Here is an 18,729-nt window from a genome sequence, read left to right on the forward strand (position 1 = left end):
GGTTACACTGCGCGGCTTTACCGTCTACGCAGTTTTCGGAGGACAGATGGGTTTCCTGCACGGCAAGCGCGCTTTGATCACCGGCATCCTCAGCCAGCGTTCGATCGCTTGGGGCATCGCCAATGCAATGCATCGCGAAGGCGCTCAACTCGCCTTCACCTACGTCGATGAAAAACTCAAGGATCGCGTCGACGAAGCCGCCGCGGCGTTCGGCTCGAACATCGTATTGCCTTGCGACGTCACCCGCGACACCGACATCGACGCGCTGTTCGCCGAATTGGGCAAACAGTGGGACGGCTTCGACATCCTCGTGCACTCGATCGGCTTCGCGCCGCGCGAGGCGCTGCAGGGCGAATTCCTGGACGGCCTCACGCGCGAGAATTTCGCCGTCGCGCACGACATTTCCAGTTACAGCCTCGCCGCGATGGCGAAGGCCGCGCGACCGCTGATGAAGGATCGCGGCGGCGCCATTCTGACGTTGACCTATCTCGGCGCCGAGCGCGCGCTGGCGAACTACAACGTAATGGGCCTGGCCAAGGCGAGCCTCGAGGCGAACGTGCGTTATCTCGCCTACAACCTCGGCCCGGAAGGCACGCGCGTCAACGCGATTTCGGCCGGCCCGATCAAGACCCTCGCGGCAGCGGGCATCGCGAACTTCCGCAAGATGCTCGACCACGTCGAGCAGAACGCACCGCTGCGCCGCAGCGTGACGATCGACGAGGTCGGCAACACCGCCGCGTTCCTGTGTTCGGATCTCGCGTCTGGCATCACCGGCGAGGTGACCTTCGTCGATGCCGGCTACAACACGCTCGGTATGACCGGAATTTGAGATAGGGGTGCGCGCAGGCGAATGTCGAAGACATCGCCGCGCGCTCTGATCTTTCCGGGTCGGAGCGCTCAGGAACAAAAAAAAGGCCGATCGATTGATCGGCCTTTTTCTTGGTGCGAAGGCGGAACGTCCGCAGCAGCGCTCGCTTACTCTTCGAGACGGGCCTGCGACATGGTGACCTTGGTGTTCTTGCGCAGTGCCGAGACGAACTCGCGCGTGCTGGCATAGCCGAGACCGTCGGTCAGCGTGGTGCGCGTCGCTTCGCGCGTCTTCGCATCGAGCTTGGACGGATCGCCGTCGACGACGTGATCGAGCTGGACCAGCGCGTAGTTGTCGCCGCCGAGTTCGATCAGCTTCTGCTGCGACTTGCCTTCGGCCGGGCGCGGCATCGCGAACACCGCCTTGACCAGCGCGCTTTCGGGCACCGCCGCATCACGGCCGACGCCCTTCTGCTCTTCCAATTTCAGTTTCTGCGCGGTGGCGATCTGATCGAGCGTCTGGCCCTTGCCGAGGTCGGCGAACAGGCCATCGGCACGTTCTTTCGCCTGCTTGGTGGCGCGCTCGGCGAGAATCTTGCCGCGCACCGAACTCTTGACCTCTTCCAACGGAATCGGCGCCGACGGCTTGTGCTCGGCGATGCGCACGACGACGACGCGATTGGGGCCGACTTCGATCGGATCGGAGTTGTTGTTCTGTACCAGCACGCTGTCGGAGAACGCGGCCTTGGCGATGGCCGGATTCGCGCCGAGACCGTCGCCGCCGGTGCGTCCGAACAGCGCGGTTTTCTGCACTGTGAGACCGAGTTCCTTCGCCGCTGGCTCCAGCGAGGCCGGGTTCTGATAAGCCAGATCGGTCAGGCGGCCGGCCTTTTCGGCGTAGACGCGGTCCTTTTCAGAATCTGCGTACTGCTTGGCCAGCTCCGGCTTGACCTCTTCGAAGCTGCGCGTCTTGCCCGGACGGAGGTCACGCAGCTCGATCAGGTGGTAGCCCTCGCCGGTCAGGATCGGCTTGGACACCTCGCCCTTCTGCAGGGCGAACAGCGCCGTTTCGAAAGCCTCGTCGGTGGCGCCCTTGTCGAGCCAGCCGAGATCGCCGCCCTGATTCTTCGAACCCAGGTCGGCTGATTCCTGCTTGGCGACGTCGGCGAAGGCCTTGCCGCCCTTGATCTGCTGTTCGATCGCTTCGGCTTTGGCCAGCGCCTGCTTCTGATCTTCGGGGCTGCCCTTGCCGTCGACCTTGATCAGGATGTGCGAGGCGAGACGCTGCTCGGCGGTGACGTAGCGCGCCTTCTCTTTCTCATAGCGTTCTTTCAGCACGCTGTCGTCCGGCGTCAGATTGACTTCGAGCTTGGAGCCGTCGAGTTCGAGGTAATCCAGCGCGACGCGCTCGGGCGTCATGAAGTCGGTCGTGTGCGCCTTGTAATAGGTGTCGATGTCGGCGTCGGAAACCTCGGCGTCGGTGGCCGCCGGCTTGTCGAGTTTGACGTAGTGGAAATCGCGACGCTGATCCTTCAGACGCAAATAAGCGTCGATTTCCGCGTCGGTCACCAGCGCGGTCGCCGTCACCTGCGTCGGCAGCTCGCGCACGGCGATGTCGTCACGCAAACGCTGCTCGAAACCGGCCGGCGTCATGCCTTGCGCTCCAAGCAACATCTTGTATTGGTCGGGATCGAACTTGCCTTCGCTCTGGAACGCGGCGATGCCGAGAATCTCGCTGCGGATGCGCTGCGCCGGGACCGACACGCCGAGCTTCTCGTTCGCATCCAGCAGCACGCGCTCGTCGACCATCTGATTGAGTACCTGAAGCTTGGCTTCGGGCCGGTCCAGGAACGAGGTGTCGATGTTGGCCGCCCCGCCCATCATCTGCAGCATGCGCTGGCGATATTGGCTGTAGCGTTCGCGAAACTGGTCCTGGCTGATCTCGTTGCTGCCGACACGCGCGACGCTGGTATCGACGTTGGAGATGAAATACGACTCGATTCCGAAGAACGAGAAGCCGATCACGATCACCACGAGGACGATCTTCACGAACAGACTGGATTTCTTTCCGCGGAGCAGCTGCAGCATGGGTACGGGGACCTGTTCTGGATTATGACGCCGCCGGTGCCGAGGGCGACTCGTCCGGGGCGCGAATTCTACGCGGTCGGCGGCCGCGAACACAGGCCGCACGGGAGGCCGACAAGCCGAGGGCGCCACGTGGGCGCCCTCGCTGTTGACGCTCAACCGGACTTGGATCGTTCCGGTTCCGCTCCAGCGAACGCATTCGGCATCCGCTGCGACTTGGTGGGTGCTGAGGGTTTCGAACCCCCGACCCTCGCCTTGTAAGGGCGACGCTCTACCGCTGAGCTAAGCACCCGGATCGTTTTCGTTGGACCCGGCCGACTTCGCCGGAGTCGACGAAGCGGGGCGCGGATCGTATCAGCCGAGCGCGTCCTTGAGCGCCTTGCCGGCCTTGAACGCCGGAACCTTCGAAGCCTTGATCTTGATCGTCGCGCCCGTGCGCGGATTGCGACCAGTACGCGCCGCGCGCTTGCGCACGACGAAAGTGCCGAAACCGACCAGCGAGATCGACTCACCCGCCTTCAAGGTTTTCTTGACCACCTTGAACATGGCTTCGACCGCGCGCTCGGCATCGGCCTTGGTCAGCTCGGACGCATCGGCAATGGCAGAAACGAATTCGCCTTTATTCATGTATTGACTCCCATCTCGGGGACGCTCGCCCCGCAGTGAATTTGATCGAGCCGAAACGCGATTCGGGAGGTCCTTCCGCCTCGAATTCTTGCGCTTCGCTACCCCGCAATCGCCCGGATTTTGCATCGCCCGGATCGCGGCGGGCCCTTTATACCAGCGCCCCCCAGGGCACGCAATACAAGGCGTGGCGCGGGTTTGCGGCCATTCGAGCTAACCCAGGAAGTGAATTTTTCGCATGCTCCCTTGACAGGGAGACGCGATCGAAGGCGGGAGTTTTTTGACTTCGCTGCGATCGCCGACATCGTCGCGATCGAGGTGTCGAATGGCGCGATCGCTCGACATCGCCGCAAGCAGCGGCGATGTCGAGCGCATGTTCAGTGCGGACGCGCCGGCGTCTCGACCACCGCTTCTTCGCGCGCGATCGGTGCCTCGCCTTCTTCGCGCGCACGCGGCAGCGGCCGTTCCAGTGCGATGTCGAGCACCTCGTCGATCCAGCGCACCGGATGGATCTCCAGCGACTGCGTCACGTTCTTCGGAATGTCGGCGAGATCCTTGCGGTTCTCCTCCGGAATGATCACCGTCGTGATACCGCCGCGATGAGCCGCCAGCAGCTTCTCCTTGAGGCCGCCGATCGGCAACACGCGGCCGCGCAGCGTGATCTCGCCGGTCATCGCGACTTCCGAGCGCACCGGTACCTTCGTCAACAGCGAAACCAAGGCCGTGCACATCGCGATACCGGCGCTGGGGCCGTCCTTCGGCGTCGCGCCTTCCGGCACGTGCACGTGGATGTCGAACTTCTGATAGAAATCCGAATCGATGCCGAGCCGGCTGGCACGCGCGCGCACGACGCTGAGGGCGGCTTGGATCGACTCCTGCATCACGTCGCCGAGCTGGCCGGTGTGGATCAGCTTGCCCTTGCCCGGCACCACGGTCGCTTCGATGCTGAGCAGGTCGCCGCCGACTTCGGTCCAGGCAAGTCCGGTGACCAGACCGACTTCGTTCTGCTGCTCGGCACGACCGAAGGTGAACTTGCGCACGCCAAGATAGTCGTCGAGGTTTTTCGCCGTGACGTTGACCTTGCGCTTGCGCTCTTCGCCGTCCTTGCCCTTCTTGGCGGCCTTGGCCGCGGCGAGGCTGAGTTCCTTGACCACCTTGCGGCAGATCTTGGAGATCTCGCGGTCGAGGCTGCGCACGCCGGACTCGCGCGTGTAGTAGCGGATCATGTCGCGAATTGCCGCTTCGGCGATCGACAGCTCGCTCGCCTTGAGTCCGTTCGCCTTGAGCTGCTTGGGCACGAGGTAGCGATCGGCGATGTTGACCTTCTCGTCCTCGGTGTAACCCGGGATGCGGATCACTTCCATGCGATCGGCCAGAGCCGGCGGAATGTTCAGCGAGTTCGCGGTCGCGATCCACATGACCTCGGACAAGTCGACGTCGACTTCGAGATAGTGATCGTTGAACGTGTGGTTCTGCTCGGGATCGAGCACTTCCAGCAAGGCCGCCGACGGATCGCCGCGGAAGTCCATCGACATCTTGTCGATTTCGTCCAGCACGAACAACGGATTCTTGGTGCCGGCCTTGGCCAGGTTCTGGATGATGCGACCGGGCATCGAGCCGATGTACGTGCGGCGATGACCGCGAATCTCAGCCTCGTCGCGCACGCCGCCGAGCGACATGCGGATGAACTTGCGGTTGGTCGCCTTCGCGATTGACTGCCCGAGCGAGGTCTTGCCGACGCCGGGCGGTCCGACCAAGCACAAGATCGGGCCCTTCATCTTGTTCACGCGCTGCTGCACGGCGAGGTATTCGAGAATGCGTTCCTTCACCTTCTCGAGGCCGAAATGGTCGGCGTCGAGCACTTCTTCGGCGCGCTTCAAATCGCGGCGCACCTTGGTCTTCTTCTTCCACGGCACGCTGAGCATGACGTCGATGTAGTTGCGCACGACCGTCGCCTCGGCCGACATCGGCGACATCTGCTTGAGCTTGTTGAGTTCGGCGCGCGCCTTCGTCTCGATCGGCTTGGGCATGCCGGCCTCGCCGATGCGGCGCGCCAGCTCCTCGAGCTCGTTGGGCGAATCCTCGGAATCACCGAGTTCCTTCTGAATCGCCTTCATCTGCTCGTTGAGGTAGTACTCGCGCTGGCTCTTCTCCATCTGCGTCTTGACGCGACCGCGGATGCGCTTTTCGATCTGCTGCACGTCGATCTCGCCGTCGACCATGCCGACCAGGAGTTCCTGCCGGTCGGCGACGTCGACGGTCTCCAGCACTTTCTGCTTTTCAGCCACGCGGACGGCGATGTGCGAAGCGACCGTGTCGGCCAGACGCGAAGGATCGTCGATGCCGGCCAGCGTCGACATCAGCTCCGGCGGAATCTTGCGCGACAGCTTCACCAGCTGCTCGAACTGGCCGACCAGCTGGCGGCCGATCACTTCGACTTCGCGCTCGCTGCGCGTGTAGGTGGCTTCGAGCACGCGTGCGTGCGCCACCATCAAGCCGTTACGCTCGCCGAAGGTCGCGATCTCGGCGCGATCGGTGCCTTCGACCAGCACTTTGATCGTGCCGTCGGGCAGCTTCAGCAGCTGCAGCACGCTGGCGATCGTGCCGATCGAGTACAAGTCACCGGCGCCCGGCTCGTCCACGTCCGGGCTGCGCTGCGCGACTAGCAGGATCTTGCGACCGCTCTCCATCGCGATATCCAGCGCTCGCACGGATTTCTCCCGGCCGACGAACAGCGGGATCACCATGTGCGGAAACACCACGACGTCGCGCAGCGGCAGTACCGGCAGCTCGGCGAGGTCGGTGGAAGACGGGGTGGATTTGATCGGCTTGTCGGTCATCGGCCTGTGGAAATTGGAGGAATGGAAAAACGCCACGCCAAAACGCTTACGGCAGCGTGTACCCACGCTGCCGTATCGTCAAGTAAGGATTTCTGAAGCGGATTGCAAGGCGACCCCTTGCAGGGCGAGCCGGCGGCGATACGCCGGCTGTGGGTCGCGGATCGCCTATTCCGACGAGGCCGCCGCACGCGTCTGCATGTTGCCGCGATAGATCAGGTACGGCTCGGCCTGACCGTTGATGACGGCTTCGTCAACGACGACCTTACTGACGTGTTCGAGTGACGGCAGCTCGAACATCGTGTCGAGCAACACCTGCTCGAGGATCGTGCGCAAACCACGCGCACCGGTCTTGCGTTTGATCGCCTTGCTCGCGACCGCGGTCAGCGCGTCCGGGCGGAACTCGAGTTCCACGCCTTCCATCTCGAATAGACGCTTGAACTGCTTGGTGATCGCGTTCTTCGGCTCGGTCAGGATCTTGACCAGGGCCGTCTCGTCGAGCTCTTCCAGCGTCGCCACGACCGGCAAGCGGCCGACGAATTCGGGGATCAGGCCGAACTTGATCAGGTCTTCCGGCTGTACATCGGCGAGCAACTTGCCGGTGTCGGCGCGGCGATCCTTGCTGCGCACTTCGGCGTTGAAGCCGATCCCGGTCGACTCCGAGCGCTGCAGGATGATCTTCTCGAGCCCGGCGAACGCGCCGCCGACGATGAACAGGATGTTCTTCGTGTCGACTTGCAGGAATTCCTGCTGCGGATGCTTGCGCCCGCCTTGCGGCGGCACCGATGCGATAGTGCCCTCGATCAGCTTGAGCAGCGCCTGCTGCACGCCTTCGCCGGAGACATCGCGTGTGATCGACGGGTTCTCACTCTTGCGTGAAATCTTGTCGATTTCATCGATGTAGACGATGCCGGTTTGTGCCTTCTCGACGTCGTAATCGCACTTTTGCAGGAGCTTCTGAATGATGTTCTCGACGTCCTCACCGACGTAACCCGCTTCGGTCAAGGTCGTCGCATCGGCGATCGTGAACGGCACGTTCAACAGGCGCGCCAGCGTGTCGGCCAACAAGGTCTTGCCCGAGCCGGTCGGTCCGACCAGGAGGATGTTCGACTTGGCGAGCTCGACTTCTTCGTTGCGACCGCGCGATTCGAGTCGCTTGTAGTGGTTGTAAACCGCTACGGCGAGCACCTTCTTCGCGCGCGACTGACCGATCACGTACTGGTCGAGCACGTCGAGAATCTCGGCCGGCTTGGGCAGATCGCTGCGCGCGCTGGCCGCTTTTTCCTCGAGTTCTTCGCGGATGATGTCGTTGCACAGCTCGACGCACTCGTCGCAGATGAACACCGACGGGCCCGCGATCAGCTTGCGTACCTCGTGCTGGCTCTTGCCGCAGAACGAGCAGTAAAGAATTTTGCCGTTGTCGCCCGATCGGCTTTGCCGCTCGTCTGTCATGCTCCGCCTCGGAGTCGCCCGCTATTTGGGCCGAGAATAGCACAGCGGAACCGGGCGCCCAGCCCGATCCGCAGTGGCTTCAGGAAAGTGAAAAATCCGCTGTTAAAACGTTCAGCGGCGGTCAGGGGGTCGTCGCGACGTCGCCGGGGCGGCGCTCGAGCACCGAGTCGATCAGACCGTAGGTCTTGGCCTCTTCGCCGCTCATGAAGCGGTCGCGCTCCATGTCGCGCTCGATCTGCTCGAGTGCTTGACCGGTGTGCTTGACGTAGATCTGATTCAATCGGTTGCGCAGATAAAGGATCTCGCGCGCCTGGATCTCGATATCGGTGGCCTGACCCTGCGCACCGCCCGAAGGCTGGTGAATCATCACGCGCGAATTGGGCAGGGCGTAACGCTTGCCCTTGGTGCCCGCCATCAAGAGCAGCGACGCTGCGCTGGCGGCTTGGCCGATGCACATCGTGCTGACGTCGCAGCGGATGTACTGCATCGTGTCGTAGATCGCCAGGCCCGCGGTGACCACGCCGCCGGGGCTGTTGATGTAGAGGTTGATGTCCTTGTCCGGATTCTCCGATTCCAGGAACAGCAACTGCGCGACGATCACATTGGCCATGTAATCGTCGATCGGACCGACCACGAACACCAGACGCTCCTTCAACAGGCGCGAATAGATGTCGTATGCCCGCTCGCCGCGCGAGGTCTGCTCCACGACCATCGGCACGAGGTTCAAACCATGGATCGGCGAATTCTGGCTGGACATGGGTACTCCTAGGTACCCGGCGCTCAGGCGCCGGGACGCATGACTTCGTTGAAACTCAAGGCTTGTTCACTGTGCTTGGCGTGTTCGGCGATCCATTCGACCACCTGGTCCTCGATCACGCGGTTGCGCAGCGCATTCATCAATTGGGGATCGCGCGTATAGAGTTCAACGACCTTTTCCGGCTCCTCGTAGGTCGAGGCGATCGTCGCCAGCGACTCGCTGACACGGCGGGAATCGAGACGGATGTCGTTTTGGCGCGCCAGCTCGGAAATCAAGAGGCCGGCGGCCACGCGACGGCGCGCGGCCGGCAGATACGCGACGAAAGCGTCATCGCCCGGCGCATTCGCCTGGCGCGCGAGCATCCGCGCTTCGTTCTCGATCATGCTCTGCGGCAGATCGAGTTCGGGGTGCGCGTCGACCAACTTTTCCACCACGCCGGCCTTCAGGCGGCCCATCAACACGCCTTTCAGTTCGCGATCGAGGTTGCTGCGCACGTCCTCGCGGAACTTGTCCAAGCCGCCGTCCTTGACGCCGAAGCTGGCCGCGAAAGTCTCGTCGATCGCCGGCAGCTGCGGCTCCTGCACGCGCATCACCTTGCCGGCGATGTCGGCCGACTTGCCCGCCAGCGCAGCGATGCGGAAGGTTTCCGGGAACTGCACGTTCGCCTTGAACTCTTCGCCCGTCGATTTGCCGCTCAGTACGCGCTCGAGCTCGGGCGAATACGCGTTCGAGCCGATCACGATGCCGACGCGATCGGAGCCTTCTTCCGGATGGCGGAAGCCTTCGCCCTCGCCGACGTACTCGAACAGCACCATGTCGCCGTCCTGCGCCGGACGCTCGACCTGCGTCCAGCTGCGGCGCTGCTGGCGCAGCGTCTCGATCATCTGGTCGACATCGGCGTCGGTCACCTCGGCGGTCGGCTTGACGATCTCGAGCTCACCGACCTCGAGCTTGCCGATCTCCGGCAGCACTTCGAACGTTGCGGTGTACTCGATCTCGCCGTTCTCGGGATATCCGCTGGTGGCGATCGACGGCTGCACCGCCGGACGCAGTTTTTCCTGATTGACCGCTTCCTGGAAGCTCGATCCGATCATCTCCGACAGCGCTTCGTTGCGGATCTGGAGACCGAAACGTTGCTCGATGACCTTGGTCGGCACCTTGCCCGGACGGAAACCCTTCAGACGTGCCGTGCGCCCCATTTCCTGGATGCGCGAACGGATGGTGTCTTCCAGCCGCGCGGCCGGCAGGCGGACGGTCAGCTTGCGGCCGAGGGAGCCAACGTTTTCGATCGAAACTTGCATCGGGTGTACCTCAATAGGCCGGCGAACGTTCCTGCGGAAGTTTCGCCTCGGTGTCTACGAATCGGGATTGCCGGAGCGCGGCGACGAGGGCGCGACCGGGCAGCGAAGCGGTCCGTAGGGCGGCGTGCGAAAGGAGAGACTCGAACTCTCACGGGTTGCCCCACTGGAACCTAAATCCAGCGCGTCTACCAGTTCCGCCACTTTCGCCCGGATCGACACTCTTTACCCGCAAGCGCGCAGACTCGACGTTGCGCGGTGAAATTGGTGGGCCGTCTAGGACTCGAACCTAGGACCAAGAGATTAAGAGTCTCCTGCTCTACCAACTGAGCTAACGGCCCCCGTTTGCATCAAACCAACTCGGCAGTTTGTCGCGCAACCCTCGTTCGTACTCCCTGGCGGGAGCGACTGAGGGCGGAAGGTTGGGGTACCTTCGACGCACCGACCGGAACTGCCAAGTATAGCGAAACAATTTGGGGTGGACGAGGGGATTCGAACCCCCGACAACCGGAATCACAATCCGGTACTCTAACCAACTGAGCTACGCCCACCACGAAAACTCGTACTGCAACCATCCTTGTTACGCTTTCCGGTCGGCTCATCGCCGCCCGCCTGCGTTCTTCCCTGCCCTCCTCTCCGGCGTTCCGGCTTGCGCACGCGCCTCGCGTCGCTCAACTGGCACGCCCGACAGGACTCGAACCTGCAACCGTCGGCTTAGAAGGCCGATGCTCTATCCGGTTGAGCTACGGGCGCATCATCAGCCGCATTCGCCGCACGTCGGGTGGTCGGGGTAGAGGGATTCGAACCCCCGACATCCTGCTCCCAAAGCAGGCGCGCTACCAGACTGCGCTATACCCCGCCGCTGCTTCCGTCGACCGGGTCGCCTCGGGAAGACGCGGGATGTTACGAACCGAGGTCAGCGCCGTCAATCGCTCCGGCGCATCGGATCGCGGCCGGCTGCGATCTGGTGTCCTTCTGGCAGAGCGCGCCGCGACCGATCTGCATCGCCTCAGAACGCGTGATCGAAGCCAACCTCGCCTTCCACCGCAACCTGATAAGCCGAAACTCGACGCTCGAAGAAGTTGGTCAACTCCTGTACATCCTGCAGCTCCATGAACGGGAACGGGTTGCGCGCGCCGTAACGACGTTTCAGACCGAGCATTTCCAGCCGCCGGTCGGCCACGTATTCGAGGTACTGGCGCATTTCCTTCACCGTCATGCCGACGACACCGCCGGCGAGCACGTCTTCGGCGAACGCGGTTTCGCAGTCGACCGCCTCGGCGATCATCGTTTCGACCTGCGTCGCCCACTCGGCGTCGAACAGCTGCGGCTGTTCGCTCTGCACCGTGCGCAGGACTTCGAAGGCGAAGCCCATGTGCGCGGATTCGTCGCGGAACACCCAGGCGGTACCGGCGGCAAGCCCCGGCAACAGGCCGCGCGAGCGCAGGAAGTAGACATAGGCGAACGCGCCGAAGAAGAACAAGCCCTCGATGCAGGTCGCAAAACAGGTCAGATTGAGCAGGAACTGGCGCCGTTCGGCGTCGTTCGAAATGCGTTCCAGGGTGTAGATCGAGTCGATCCAGCGTTGGCAGAACTCGGCTTTCGCGCGAATCGAGGGAATGTTCTCGACCGCCGCGAACGCCTGCGCGCGCCGTTCCGGTTGCGGGATGTAGTTGTCCAGCAGGGTCAGATAGAACTGCACGTGCAGAGCTTCTTCGAACAACTGGCGCGACAGATACATGCGCGCTTCGGGCGCGTTGATGTGCTTGTACAGGTTCAGCACGAGGTTGTTGGCGACGATCGAATCGCCGGTGGCGAAGAACGCGACCAGGCGCTCGATCAAATGCCGATCCGCCGGCGTCATGCGCTGCGCGAGATGACCGAGGTCGATCTGGAAGTCGATCTCTTCGACCGACCAGGTGTTCTTGATCGCGGCGCGATACATCTCGTAGAACTGCGGATAACGCATCGGCCGCAGCGTCAGGTCGAAGCCGGGATCGAGAAGTTGATTGCTCATTGTTGAAAAATTCCTTGTGCAGCCGGCTTCGTTCGGCGGAACGGATGAATCAACGTCCCGACCATGCGTACGAACTCCAACAGTGCGAACTGATGTAGGTGTTGAGGCCCCGCCCTGCCACGGCGAGCCGCTTCAATTGGGCGAGATGAGCAGAACCGGCGCTGGCTTCGGTGTAGAGATATTTCTTGCCGTCGTGGAATTGGACCAGGATGCCGGCGTCGTCGATCCGGTAGGCGACGACGCCGGAGGTGCCGCTCAGATTTCGGTAGCGCTCCATGCCTCTTCCCACAGCGACCATCGACGTCTTACTGGCAGGCCTCGCACATCTCCGGGTTCTCCAACGAGCACACCACCGCTTCGGTGTCGCTGTAGGGTTTTGCCGCCGCATTCGCATCGACCGTCGCCTTGGCGATGCGCGTCGCCGGACGCGAACGCAGGTAATAGGTCGTCTTCAAGCCTTTCTTCCACGCATACATGTACATGCTCGACAGCTGGCCGATGTTCGGACTTTCGATGAACAGGTTCAGCGACTGGCTCTGGTCGATGTAAGCGCCGCGGTCCGCGGCCATGTCGATCAGCGAACGCATCGGCAGCTCCCACACCGTGCGATAGATCGCCTTCAATTCATTTGGCAGCTCCGCGATCGACTGCACCGAACCCTCGGCGAGCTTGATCGCATCGCGAATCTCCGCGGTCCAAAGACCCAGCCGCTTCAGCTCGTCGACCAGATACCGATTGACCTGCAGGAAATCGCCGGACAAGGTTTCGCGCTTGAACAGGTTCGACAGCTGCGGTTCGATGCATTCGTAACAGCCGGCGATCGAGGCGATCGTCGCGGTCGGTGCGATCGCGATCAACAGCGAATTGCGCAAGCCGTGCGCCTTGATCTCCTCGCGCAGCGCGTCCCAGCGCACCGTATCGCGCGGCGTCACCTTCCAAGCATCGAACTGCAGTTCGCCGCGCGCCGCGCGCGTCTGCGCGAACGCCGCGTGCGCGCCCTTCTCGCGCGCCAGCTCGAGCGAAGTGCGCAGAGCCCAGTAATAGATTTCTTCGGAAATACGCGCCGACAGATCGCGCGCCGCTGCGCCGTCGAACGGCAGGCGCAGAGCGAAGAACAAATCCTGCAAGCCCATCAGGCCGAGGCCGACCGGGCGCCAGCGCAGATTCGATGCGCGCGCGGTCGCGATCGGATAGAAATTGAGGTCGATCACGCGATCGAGCTGGCGCACCGCGACTTGCACCGTGTGCGCGAGCTTGTCGAAATCGAACGCGCTGCCGTCGTGGTGCTGGGCTAGATTGATCGAGCCGAGATTGCAGACCGCAGTCTCGCCAGTGCTGGTCACCTCGATGATCTCGGTGCACAGATTCGACAGATGCACCGCGTTCTCGCTGCGCGCGGTCTGGTTGCAGGCACGGTTGCAGGCGTCCTTGAAGGTCATCCAGCCGTTGCCGGTCTGCGCCAGCGTACGCATCATGCGCGCGTAGAGATCGCGCGCCTGCAGCGTCTTTTTCGCCAGCCCGCGCGCTTCGGCCTGCGTATAAGCGTGTTCGAACGCCGCGCCCCACAAATCAGGCAGATCCGGCACTTCGCTCGGATCGAACAAGGACCAGCTGCCGTTCTCGTCGACGCGACGCATGAACAGGTCCGGCACCCAGTTCGCCAGATTGAGGTGATGCGTGCGGCGCGCGTCGTCACCGGTGTTCTCGCGCAACTCCAGAAACGCCTCGATGTCGGCGTGCCACGGTTCCAGATAGACGCAGGCGGCGCCCTTGCGCTTGCCACCCTGGTTGACCGCCGCGACCGATGAATCGAGCGTCTTCAGCCACGGCACGATGCCGTTGCTGAGACCGTTGGTGGAACGGATCAGCGAGCCTTCCGAGCGCACGCGATGCCAGGCCAGACCGATGCCGCCTGAAAATTTCGACAGCAACGCGACGTCGCGGTACTTGTCGTAGATCGCTTCGAGCGAATCTTCCGGCGAATCGAGCAGGAAGCAGCTCGACAGCTGCTCGTGGCGCGTGCCGGCGTTGAACAGGGTCGGCGAGCTGGGAACGTAGTCGAGCGCGCCGAACTGCTGGTACAGCTCGATCGCTTCAGGCACGTTCTCGCTCAGCGCGCAGGCCACGCGCAGCCAGAAATGCTGCGGCGTCTCGATCACCTGGCGTTTGCTCGGGTGCTTGAGCAGGTAGCGGTCGTACAAGGTGCGCAGGCCGAAGTATTCGAAGCGCAGCGTATGACGCGCGTCGATGGCGTCGTTGAGCTTGCGCGCGTTGGCTTCGACGAAGTTGAGTACGCGCTCGTTGATCAGCCCGGCGTCGAAGCCGAGCCGGATCGACTGCGAAAACGAGTACACGCCCAGACCCTGCACTTCCTTGTCGATGTAGCCGGCGAGCAGACGCGCGGCCGCCTTGGAGTATTCCGGCTCCTCGGCGATGAACGAAGCCGCGGTGCGGATCGACAACTCGTCGAGTTCGCGCGTGGTGGCGCCGTCGTAAAGTCCGCTGATGGTCTTTAGCGCGACGCGCATCGCGTCGACGTCGGCCAAACCTTCGCAGCAGCGCGTGACCGCGCGCACGATTTTGTTGAGGTCGACCGGTTCTTGCGCGCCCGAACGTTTGGTCACCTGCATCGCGACCGGTCCCGCGTGCGGCGCGGTCAGCTTGAAGCCGGGCTGTTGTTGCGCCGCAGGCGCGTCGGCAGGGGAAGCGATCGGGGCGGCGGCAATTTCAGAGGTGGTCATGCGTGTACTCCTTTACGAGCGATCGAACTCGCTAAGGAGAAAGGCACGGCGACGCACGGCGTGAGACACGATTCCGCGATCCGCCGGCCTTCGCTCCCGCGAGCGAATTCAGTCCCGGCGGAACGAAAGGTCGAAGGACCGTCGCTCCAAGAGGAACGTCGACGGTTCTCGGCCAGCCCGTCCCGCGAGGGCCTGAAGCCAGACGCCGCGCAAGCGCGACGATTGCGGCAGGTATTCGGACTCTCGGGCGCGAGGAAGCCTCTCCTCACCTAATGGACGCCGCTTCCCAAGCCTTCGCTCAGTGCGTGCTGCGTCGGTCGTTCCCGATCACCGCTGCGGGGCAGTTCCGGATTCGCACCGGATTCCCTTGAACCCAGCATCTTGGGCTGGGCTACCGCAATGGACACAAGATATTCGATACGCGCAGTCGAAGCAATGAAAATCTTCGAGTTCGAGACGGCGCTTTTGCAGGCCTGCGGCGCGTGCTGCGCAGCAGCCGAATGTCGAGCGGCGGCGGCGTCACGATTCGGCCTTCAGCCGACCCGGCATTCCGCCGCCCGCCCATGATCCGCGGCGTCGCCACTTTGCGCGTTCCTGCCATCGAGGGATCGTTCTCAGCCGCAATCCAGTAGCTGCGAACCCTCTTCAAGCGGATCAGGGGAAAGGCAGCCGTGGCGACCAATGCGACGAAGGGCTCGGTAACAGGCGGTTGGTGGCTGCTCGGAGTCCTCGGACTGCTGCTGACCGGCTGCGGTGGCAGCGGCCCGATGTGGATCCACGCCCCGCTGATCGCCGACACCTCGCGCGATACCGGCGCCGCAGGCGCCGGCCGGCCATTCGATGAAAACCTGCTGGTCGGCGAAGACGCCTACGCCGAGTTGAAATTCTCGCTCGACACGCTACCGAACGGGGTCTTGTCGAAACTCACCATCGCCGACGGGGCAGCCACGATCGGCAGCGAAACCTACACGCTGACGCCGGAAAAAGTGTTCCGAGCGCGACTGGTGCTGTTCGTCGACACCGTCGAGCAACCGGGCTATCTCGCGATCGACGGCGCCTACACGCCGGGCGTCGACTGCTTCGCCGACGAATCGGCACCCGCTGTCTGTACCCAGACGGTGGCCGGTACCGCGCTCGCCGCCGACGCCGACGCTCCAACACAGACCTTGCGCATCACGCAGCGCGGCTACTACAGCTTTGACGTCACCGAGTTGGTCAAGGATCGCTTGCGCAACGGCTACGCCGGCATTCTGCGCATCCGCGCGGCGCGCGACCCGCAAGCGAACGACTGGGGCCGGTTCCTGTTCGCCAGTAAGGAGAAGGTGATGGGGCAGGCGTTCGTCCACCACCCGCAGCCGCAGTTGCTGGTGACCCTGACCGATGCCGCCGCGGTGACCTCCAGCGCCTTCATCACCTCGAGCGTGCAGAACTCGCAAACCGACCCGTCATTGGCGGGCCGCGACTTCTCGCAGGATGCGCAGATGCTGGCGAACGGCATGCCGAGCGAGATCGCTTATGCGCTGGCCGAGCCGCGCGGCATTCCGACCGCCGGCGCCACCGTCCGCACCTTCCTCAACCAATTCGGCACGCGCAGCTACAAGATGACGATGACGAGCAGCGTCGATTCGGCCGTGCCGTTCTCCGCGCAAGATCCGGCGCGCATCGACTGGTATCGCGTCGGCCGGCTCAATAATCCCAACAACAACAATCGCGTCATCACCTGGAACAACGGCTGGAGCGAGCCGCCGGCGAGCGCGCTGATCGCGAGTAATCGATTGGCCAGCGACCTGCCCTCGCAACCGGTGGTCACCGATCTCAGCGCCGGCTATGTCGCTGCGCTGCGGTCGTCCTACGCCGCCGACGATCTGAGCGTTTCTTTCGCCGTCGCCGGCAAGACCAATGTGCAAGGCCCTGTCACGCTGGAAGCCCGTTACAACGCGCAAACGGCGCGCTCGCCGCGATTCGAGACGGTGATCGTGCCGCTGCCGACCAATTCGTTCTACACCTTCGACATCAACGACAGCACACGAGCGATCAAGTACTGCATCGGCACCTCTGTGACCGGCGCGCAGTGCGACGCGCCCACGCTCGCACTGCGTGCCCGCGCCGGACAGCCGTACGCGGCGAACACGCTGATCGTCGACATCCGTTCACTGCAAGGCGACACCAACGTCCCTTACGCGGCACCGATCCACATCGATGTGCCGAAGGCGGGAGCCAGTGTCGATCTGGAAGCCGATCCGAACCCCGACGAGCAGGCGCTCGCCGCCGGCATCGCCGACGCGCCGGGCTACTACATCAGCGTGCGGCGAGCGAATCGCGAGGTCGGTACGTACAAGGCGGTCATCAGCATGCCCGGCCACAACGCACGCGCCGAAATCGACTTCACCAACCTCCCCTTGCCCTCGCCATCGTTGTCCGGCCCCGCGCGCGTCACGCTCCCGGCCGGTGCCGGCTCGGTGAGCGTGCCCGTCGACGCCGAAGTCCCGTTCGTGCTCGAAGTCGAGGACCCGGTCAACGCCAACATCGACGACACCACGAAATGGCTGTTCGCCAGCAGCGTCGCAGCCGACACGATGCCGGGAGAAACCCAACGCAGCGACGGCCGCGTCAACCTGGCGATGAGCTTCGCCTCGCCGGGACCGCGCACGATCAGCGTGCGCAGCAAGGGAGACGCAACCCTCATGGCGGCGTTCGACCTCGTCGTCGACGGCGGCAGCACGACGACGCTCGTCACGCCAGGGCCGGCCGCCGTGTTCGGCCAATCGGTAACGTTGACGGCGCAGGTCTTCGATTACGCCGGTGCGCCGCTGGACTCGGGCACGGTCGAATTCCGTGACGGTGCCGACCTGCTCGGCGTCGGCGAGATCGTGGCTGGTACGGCGGAGTTCGCCACCTCGACATTAGCCGTCGGCGTCCATGCGCTCAGCGTCAACTACGCGGGCGACCCGGACCGTTCGATCGCCGCGTCGAATTCGGCGGAAAGTGCGTTTGTCGTCGACCGCGCTGCCACGGCGATGACGGTCTCCGCCCCCGCATCCAGCCTGATCGGCGCTCCGGTGGCGGTCGGGATCACGCTCGGCGTGGTGGCGCCCGGAGCCGGTACGCCGAACGGCTCGGTGTCGATCAGCGACGGCAAGGTTTCCTGCAGCTTCGAGATCGGCAGCGCCGCTGGCTGCACGCTGACACCGACCACTGCGGGCGAGCGTCTTCTCACGGCGACCTATTCGGGCGATGCGAACTTCCTCACCTCTTCCGCGTCCGCGTCGATCGCGGTGCTCGAACGCGCGGTCCTCGTAGCGAGCTTCGCCGACATCCACGACTACGCACGCTACGGACGCGTCGCCGACTTCACCGTGACTTTGCGCAACACCGGCCTCGGCACCGCCACGCAAGTTGCGGTCGCCGCCACGCTATCGGCCGCGTTCGACGACACCTTCGCTCACTGGCAGTGTTTCGGTGCCGGTGCCGGCGCGACCTGCGCCGAAAACGGAAACGGCGCCCTGCACGACCTCGTCACGATTCCGCCCGGCCGCAGCCTGACTTGGCGCGTCAGTGCCCCCGTGCGCTACGACACCCCCGAACCCGAAGCGGCATTCACGTTCGATGTCGGCGCTCCCTCCACGCAGAGCATCGTGCACACCGCCACGCTGGTGCTGCTGCGCGACGGTTTCGATCGGCCTTACGCCTCCGGCACAGCGATGACGGCGAACGATGCCGAGGCGATCCTTTCCGGAACCCGCACGTTCGCTTTCGCGTTGCCTGCTGCGACAGGCCGCGCCATCGACGAAGTGCTCGCCGTCCAAGGCAACGGCCATGCCATCGGCGTGCAGCGCACTTGGCAGGACGCGAGCACGCCGCTCATCCGGTTGTTCGTACGCGACGAGAACAGTATCGAGCGCGTGTCGCCTTGGGCGCGAACGTCGGCCGATGCCTCGCTCGCGATCTCGGTGCTGACGACGGAAGATGATCGCGCCACGTTGCTGCTCGAAGGCAGCGCGACGCCGATATCCATGACGTTTCCGCTCCGCGAATAGGCCGCACTGGCGCAGCGGTGCGCGCAACCGGGCGGCCTACCCTTCCACGCTGCGGTTCGTGGCACGTCCGAACG

Annotated in this window: 11 protein-coding genes, 6 tRNA genes and 1 riboswitch; of the genes, 2 read left to right on the forward strand and 15 right to left on the reverse strand. The window is 63.7% G+C overall.

All coding sequences use genetic code 11. The annotated features are described in order from the left end of the window. Window positions 1-46 precede the first annotated feature (46 nt). Window positions 47-829 carry an enoyl-ACP reductase FabI gene (locus AC3QL3_RS10790; RefSeq protein ID WP_492893400.1) on the forward strand — a complete coding sequence of 261 codons (783 nt, stop codon included), beginning with the start codon at window positions 47-49 and terminating at the stop codon, window positions 827-829. Window positions 830-975: 146 nt separating this feature from the next. On the opposite strand, the gene AC3QL3_RS10795 is transcribed toward AC3QL3_RS10790, so the two are convergent. The 15 genes from AC3QL3_RS10795 to AC3QL3_RS10865 form a co-directional block, all read right to left on the reverse strand. Next, complete coding sequence (locus AC3QL3_RS10795) at window positions 976-2,856, reverse strand: SurA N-terminal domain-containing protein (RefSeq protein ID WP_492893402.1); 1,881 nt, start codon at window positions 2,854-2,856, stop codon at window positions 976-978. Between the two features lie 253 nt (window positions 2,857-3,109). Next, window positions 3,110-3,184: transfer RNA gene (locus tag AC3QL3_RS10800), tRNA-Val, on the reverse strand. Window positions 3,185-3,246: 62 nt separating this feature from the next. Then, window positions 3,247-3,519: an HU family DNA-binding protein gene (locus AC3QL3_RS10805; protein WP_492893404.1), complete on the reverse strand. Its 273-nt coding sequence runs from the start codon at window positions 3,517-3,519 to the stop codon at window positions 3,247-3,249. Window positions 3,520-3,893: 374 nt separating this feature from the next. Continuing rightward, window positions 3,894-6,356 (reverse strand): endopeptidase La, encoded by a 2,463-nt coding sequence (gene lon, locus AC3QL3_RS10810; RefSeq protein ID WP_492893406.1) that lies wholly within the window; start codon window positions 6,354-6,356, stop codon window positions 3,894-3,896. Between the two features lie 165 nt (window positions 6,357-6,521). Beyond that, the gene (gene clpX, locus AC3QL3_RS10815) at window positions 6,522-7,805 is read right to left on the reverse strand and encodes an ATP-dependent Clp protease ATP-binding subunit ClpX (RefSeq protein ID WP_492893408.1); all 1,284 of its coding nucleotides are present in this window, start codon (window positions 7,803-7,805) and stop codon (window positions 6,522-6,524) included. A 121-nt stretch (window positions 7,806-7,926) separates the two neighbouring features. Continuing rightward, window positions 7,927-8,562: an ATP-dependent Clp endopeptidase proteolytic subunit ClpP gene (gene clpP, locus AC3QL3_RS10820; protein WP_492893410.1), complete on the reverse strand. Its 636-nt coding sequence runs from the start codon at window positions 8,560-8,562 to the stop codon at window positions 7,927-7,929. A 23-nt stretch (window positions 8,563-8,585) separates the two neighbouring features. Next, on the reverse strand, window positions 8,586-9,863 hold the full coding sequence (gene tig, locus AC3QL3_RS10825; RefSeq protein WP_492893412.1) for a trigger factor: 1,278 nt from the start codon (window positions 9,861-9,863) through the stop codon (window positions 8,586-8,588). 125 nt (window positions 9,864-9,988) lie between these two features. Beyond that, window positions 9,989-10,070, reverse strand: a tRNA-Leu gene (locus AC3QL3_RS10830). A 55-nt stretch (window positions 10,071-10,125) separates the two neighbouring features. Then, window positions 10,126-10,201 (reverse strand) — tRNA-Lys (locus AC3QL3_RS10835). Between the two features lie 133 nt (window positions 10,202-10,334). Next, window positions 10,335-10,411 (reverse strand) — tRNA-His (locus tag AC3QL3_RS10840). A gap of 125 nt (window positions 10,412-10,536) precedes the next feature. Beyond that, window positions 10,537-10,613, reverse strand: a tRNA-Arg gene (locus AC3QL3_RS10845). Window positions 10,614-10,642: 29 nt separating this feature from the next. Continuing rightward, window positions 10,643-10,719: transfer RNA gene (locus AC3QL3_RS10850), tRNA-Pro, on the reverse strand. A gap of 150 nt (window positions 10,720-10,869) precedes the next feature. Beyond that, window positions 10,870-11,877: a ribonucleotide-diphosphate reductase subunit beta gene (locus tag AC3QL3_RS10855; RefSeq protein WP_492893414.1), complete on the reverse strand. Its 1,008-nt coding sequence runs from the start codon at window positions 11,875-11,877 to the stop codon at window positions 10,870-10,872. Window positions 11,878-11,926: 49 nt separating this feature from the next. Beyond that, window positions 11,927-12,154 carry a hypothetical protein gene (locus AC3QL3_RS10860; protein WP_492893416.1) on the reverse strand — a complete coding sequence of 76 codons (228 nt, stop codon included), beginning with the start codon at window positions 12,152-12,154 and terminating at the stop codon, window positions 11,927-11,929. 28 nt (window positions 12,155-12,182) lie between these two features. Further along, on the reverse strand, window positions 12,183-14,618 hold the full coding sequence (locus AC3QL3_RS10865) for a ribonucleoside-diphosphate reductase subunit alpha (protein WP_492893418.1): 2,436 nt from the start codon (window positions 14,616-14,618) through the stop codon (window positions 12,183-12,185). A gap of 209 nt (window positions 14,619-14,827) precedes the next feature. Next, window positions 14,828-15,032: riboswitch (cobalamin riboswitch) on the reverse strand. Between the two features lie 257 nt (window positions 15,033-15,289). Between AC3QL3_RS10865 and AC3QL3_RS10870 the strand changes: the two genes are divergently transcribed. Continuing rightward, on the forward strand, window positions 15,290-18,655 hold the full coding sequence (locus AC3QL3_RS10870; RefSeq protein ID WP_492893420.1) for an Ig-like domain-containing protein: 3,366 nt from the start codon (window positions 15,290-15,292) through the stop codon (window positions 18,653-18,655). Window positions 18,656-18,729: the final 74 nt, after the last annotated feature.

Source organism: Dokdonella sp. GW821-FHT11D02, assembly GCF_058808595.1.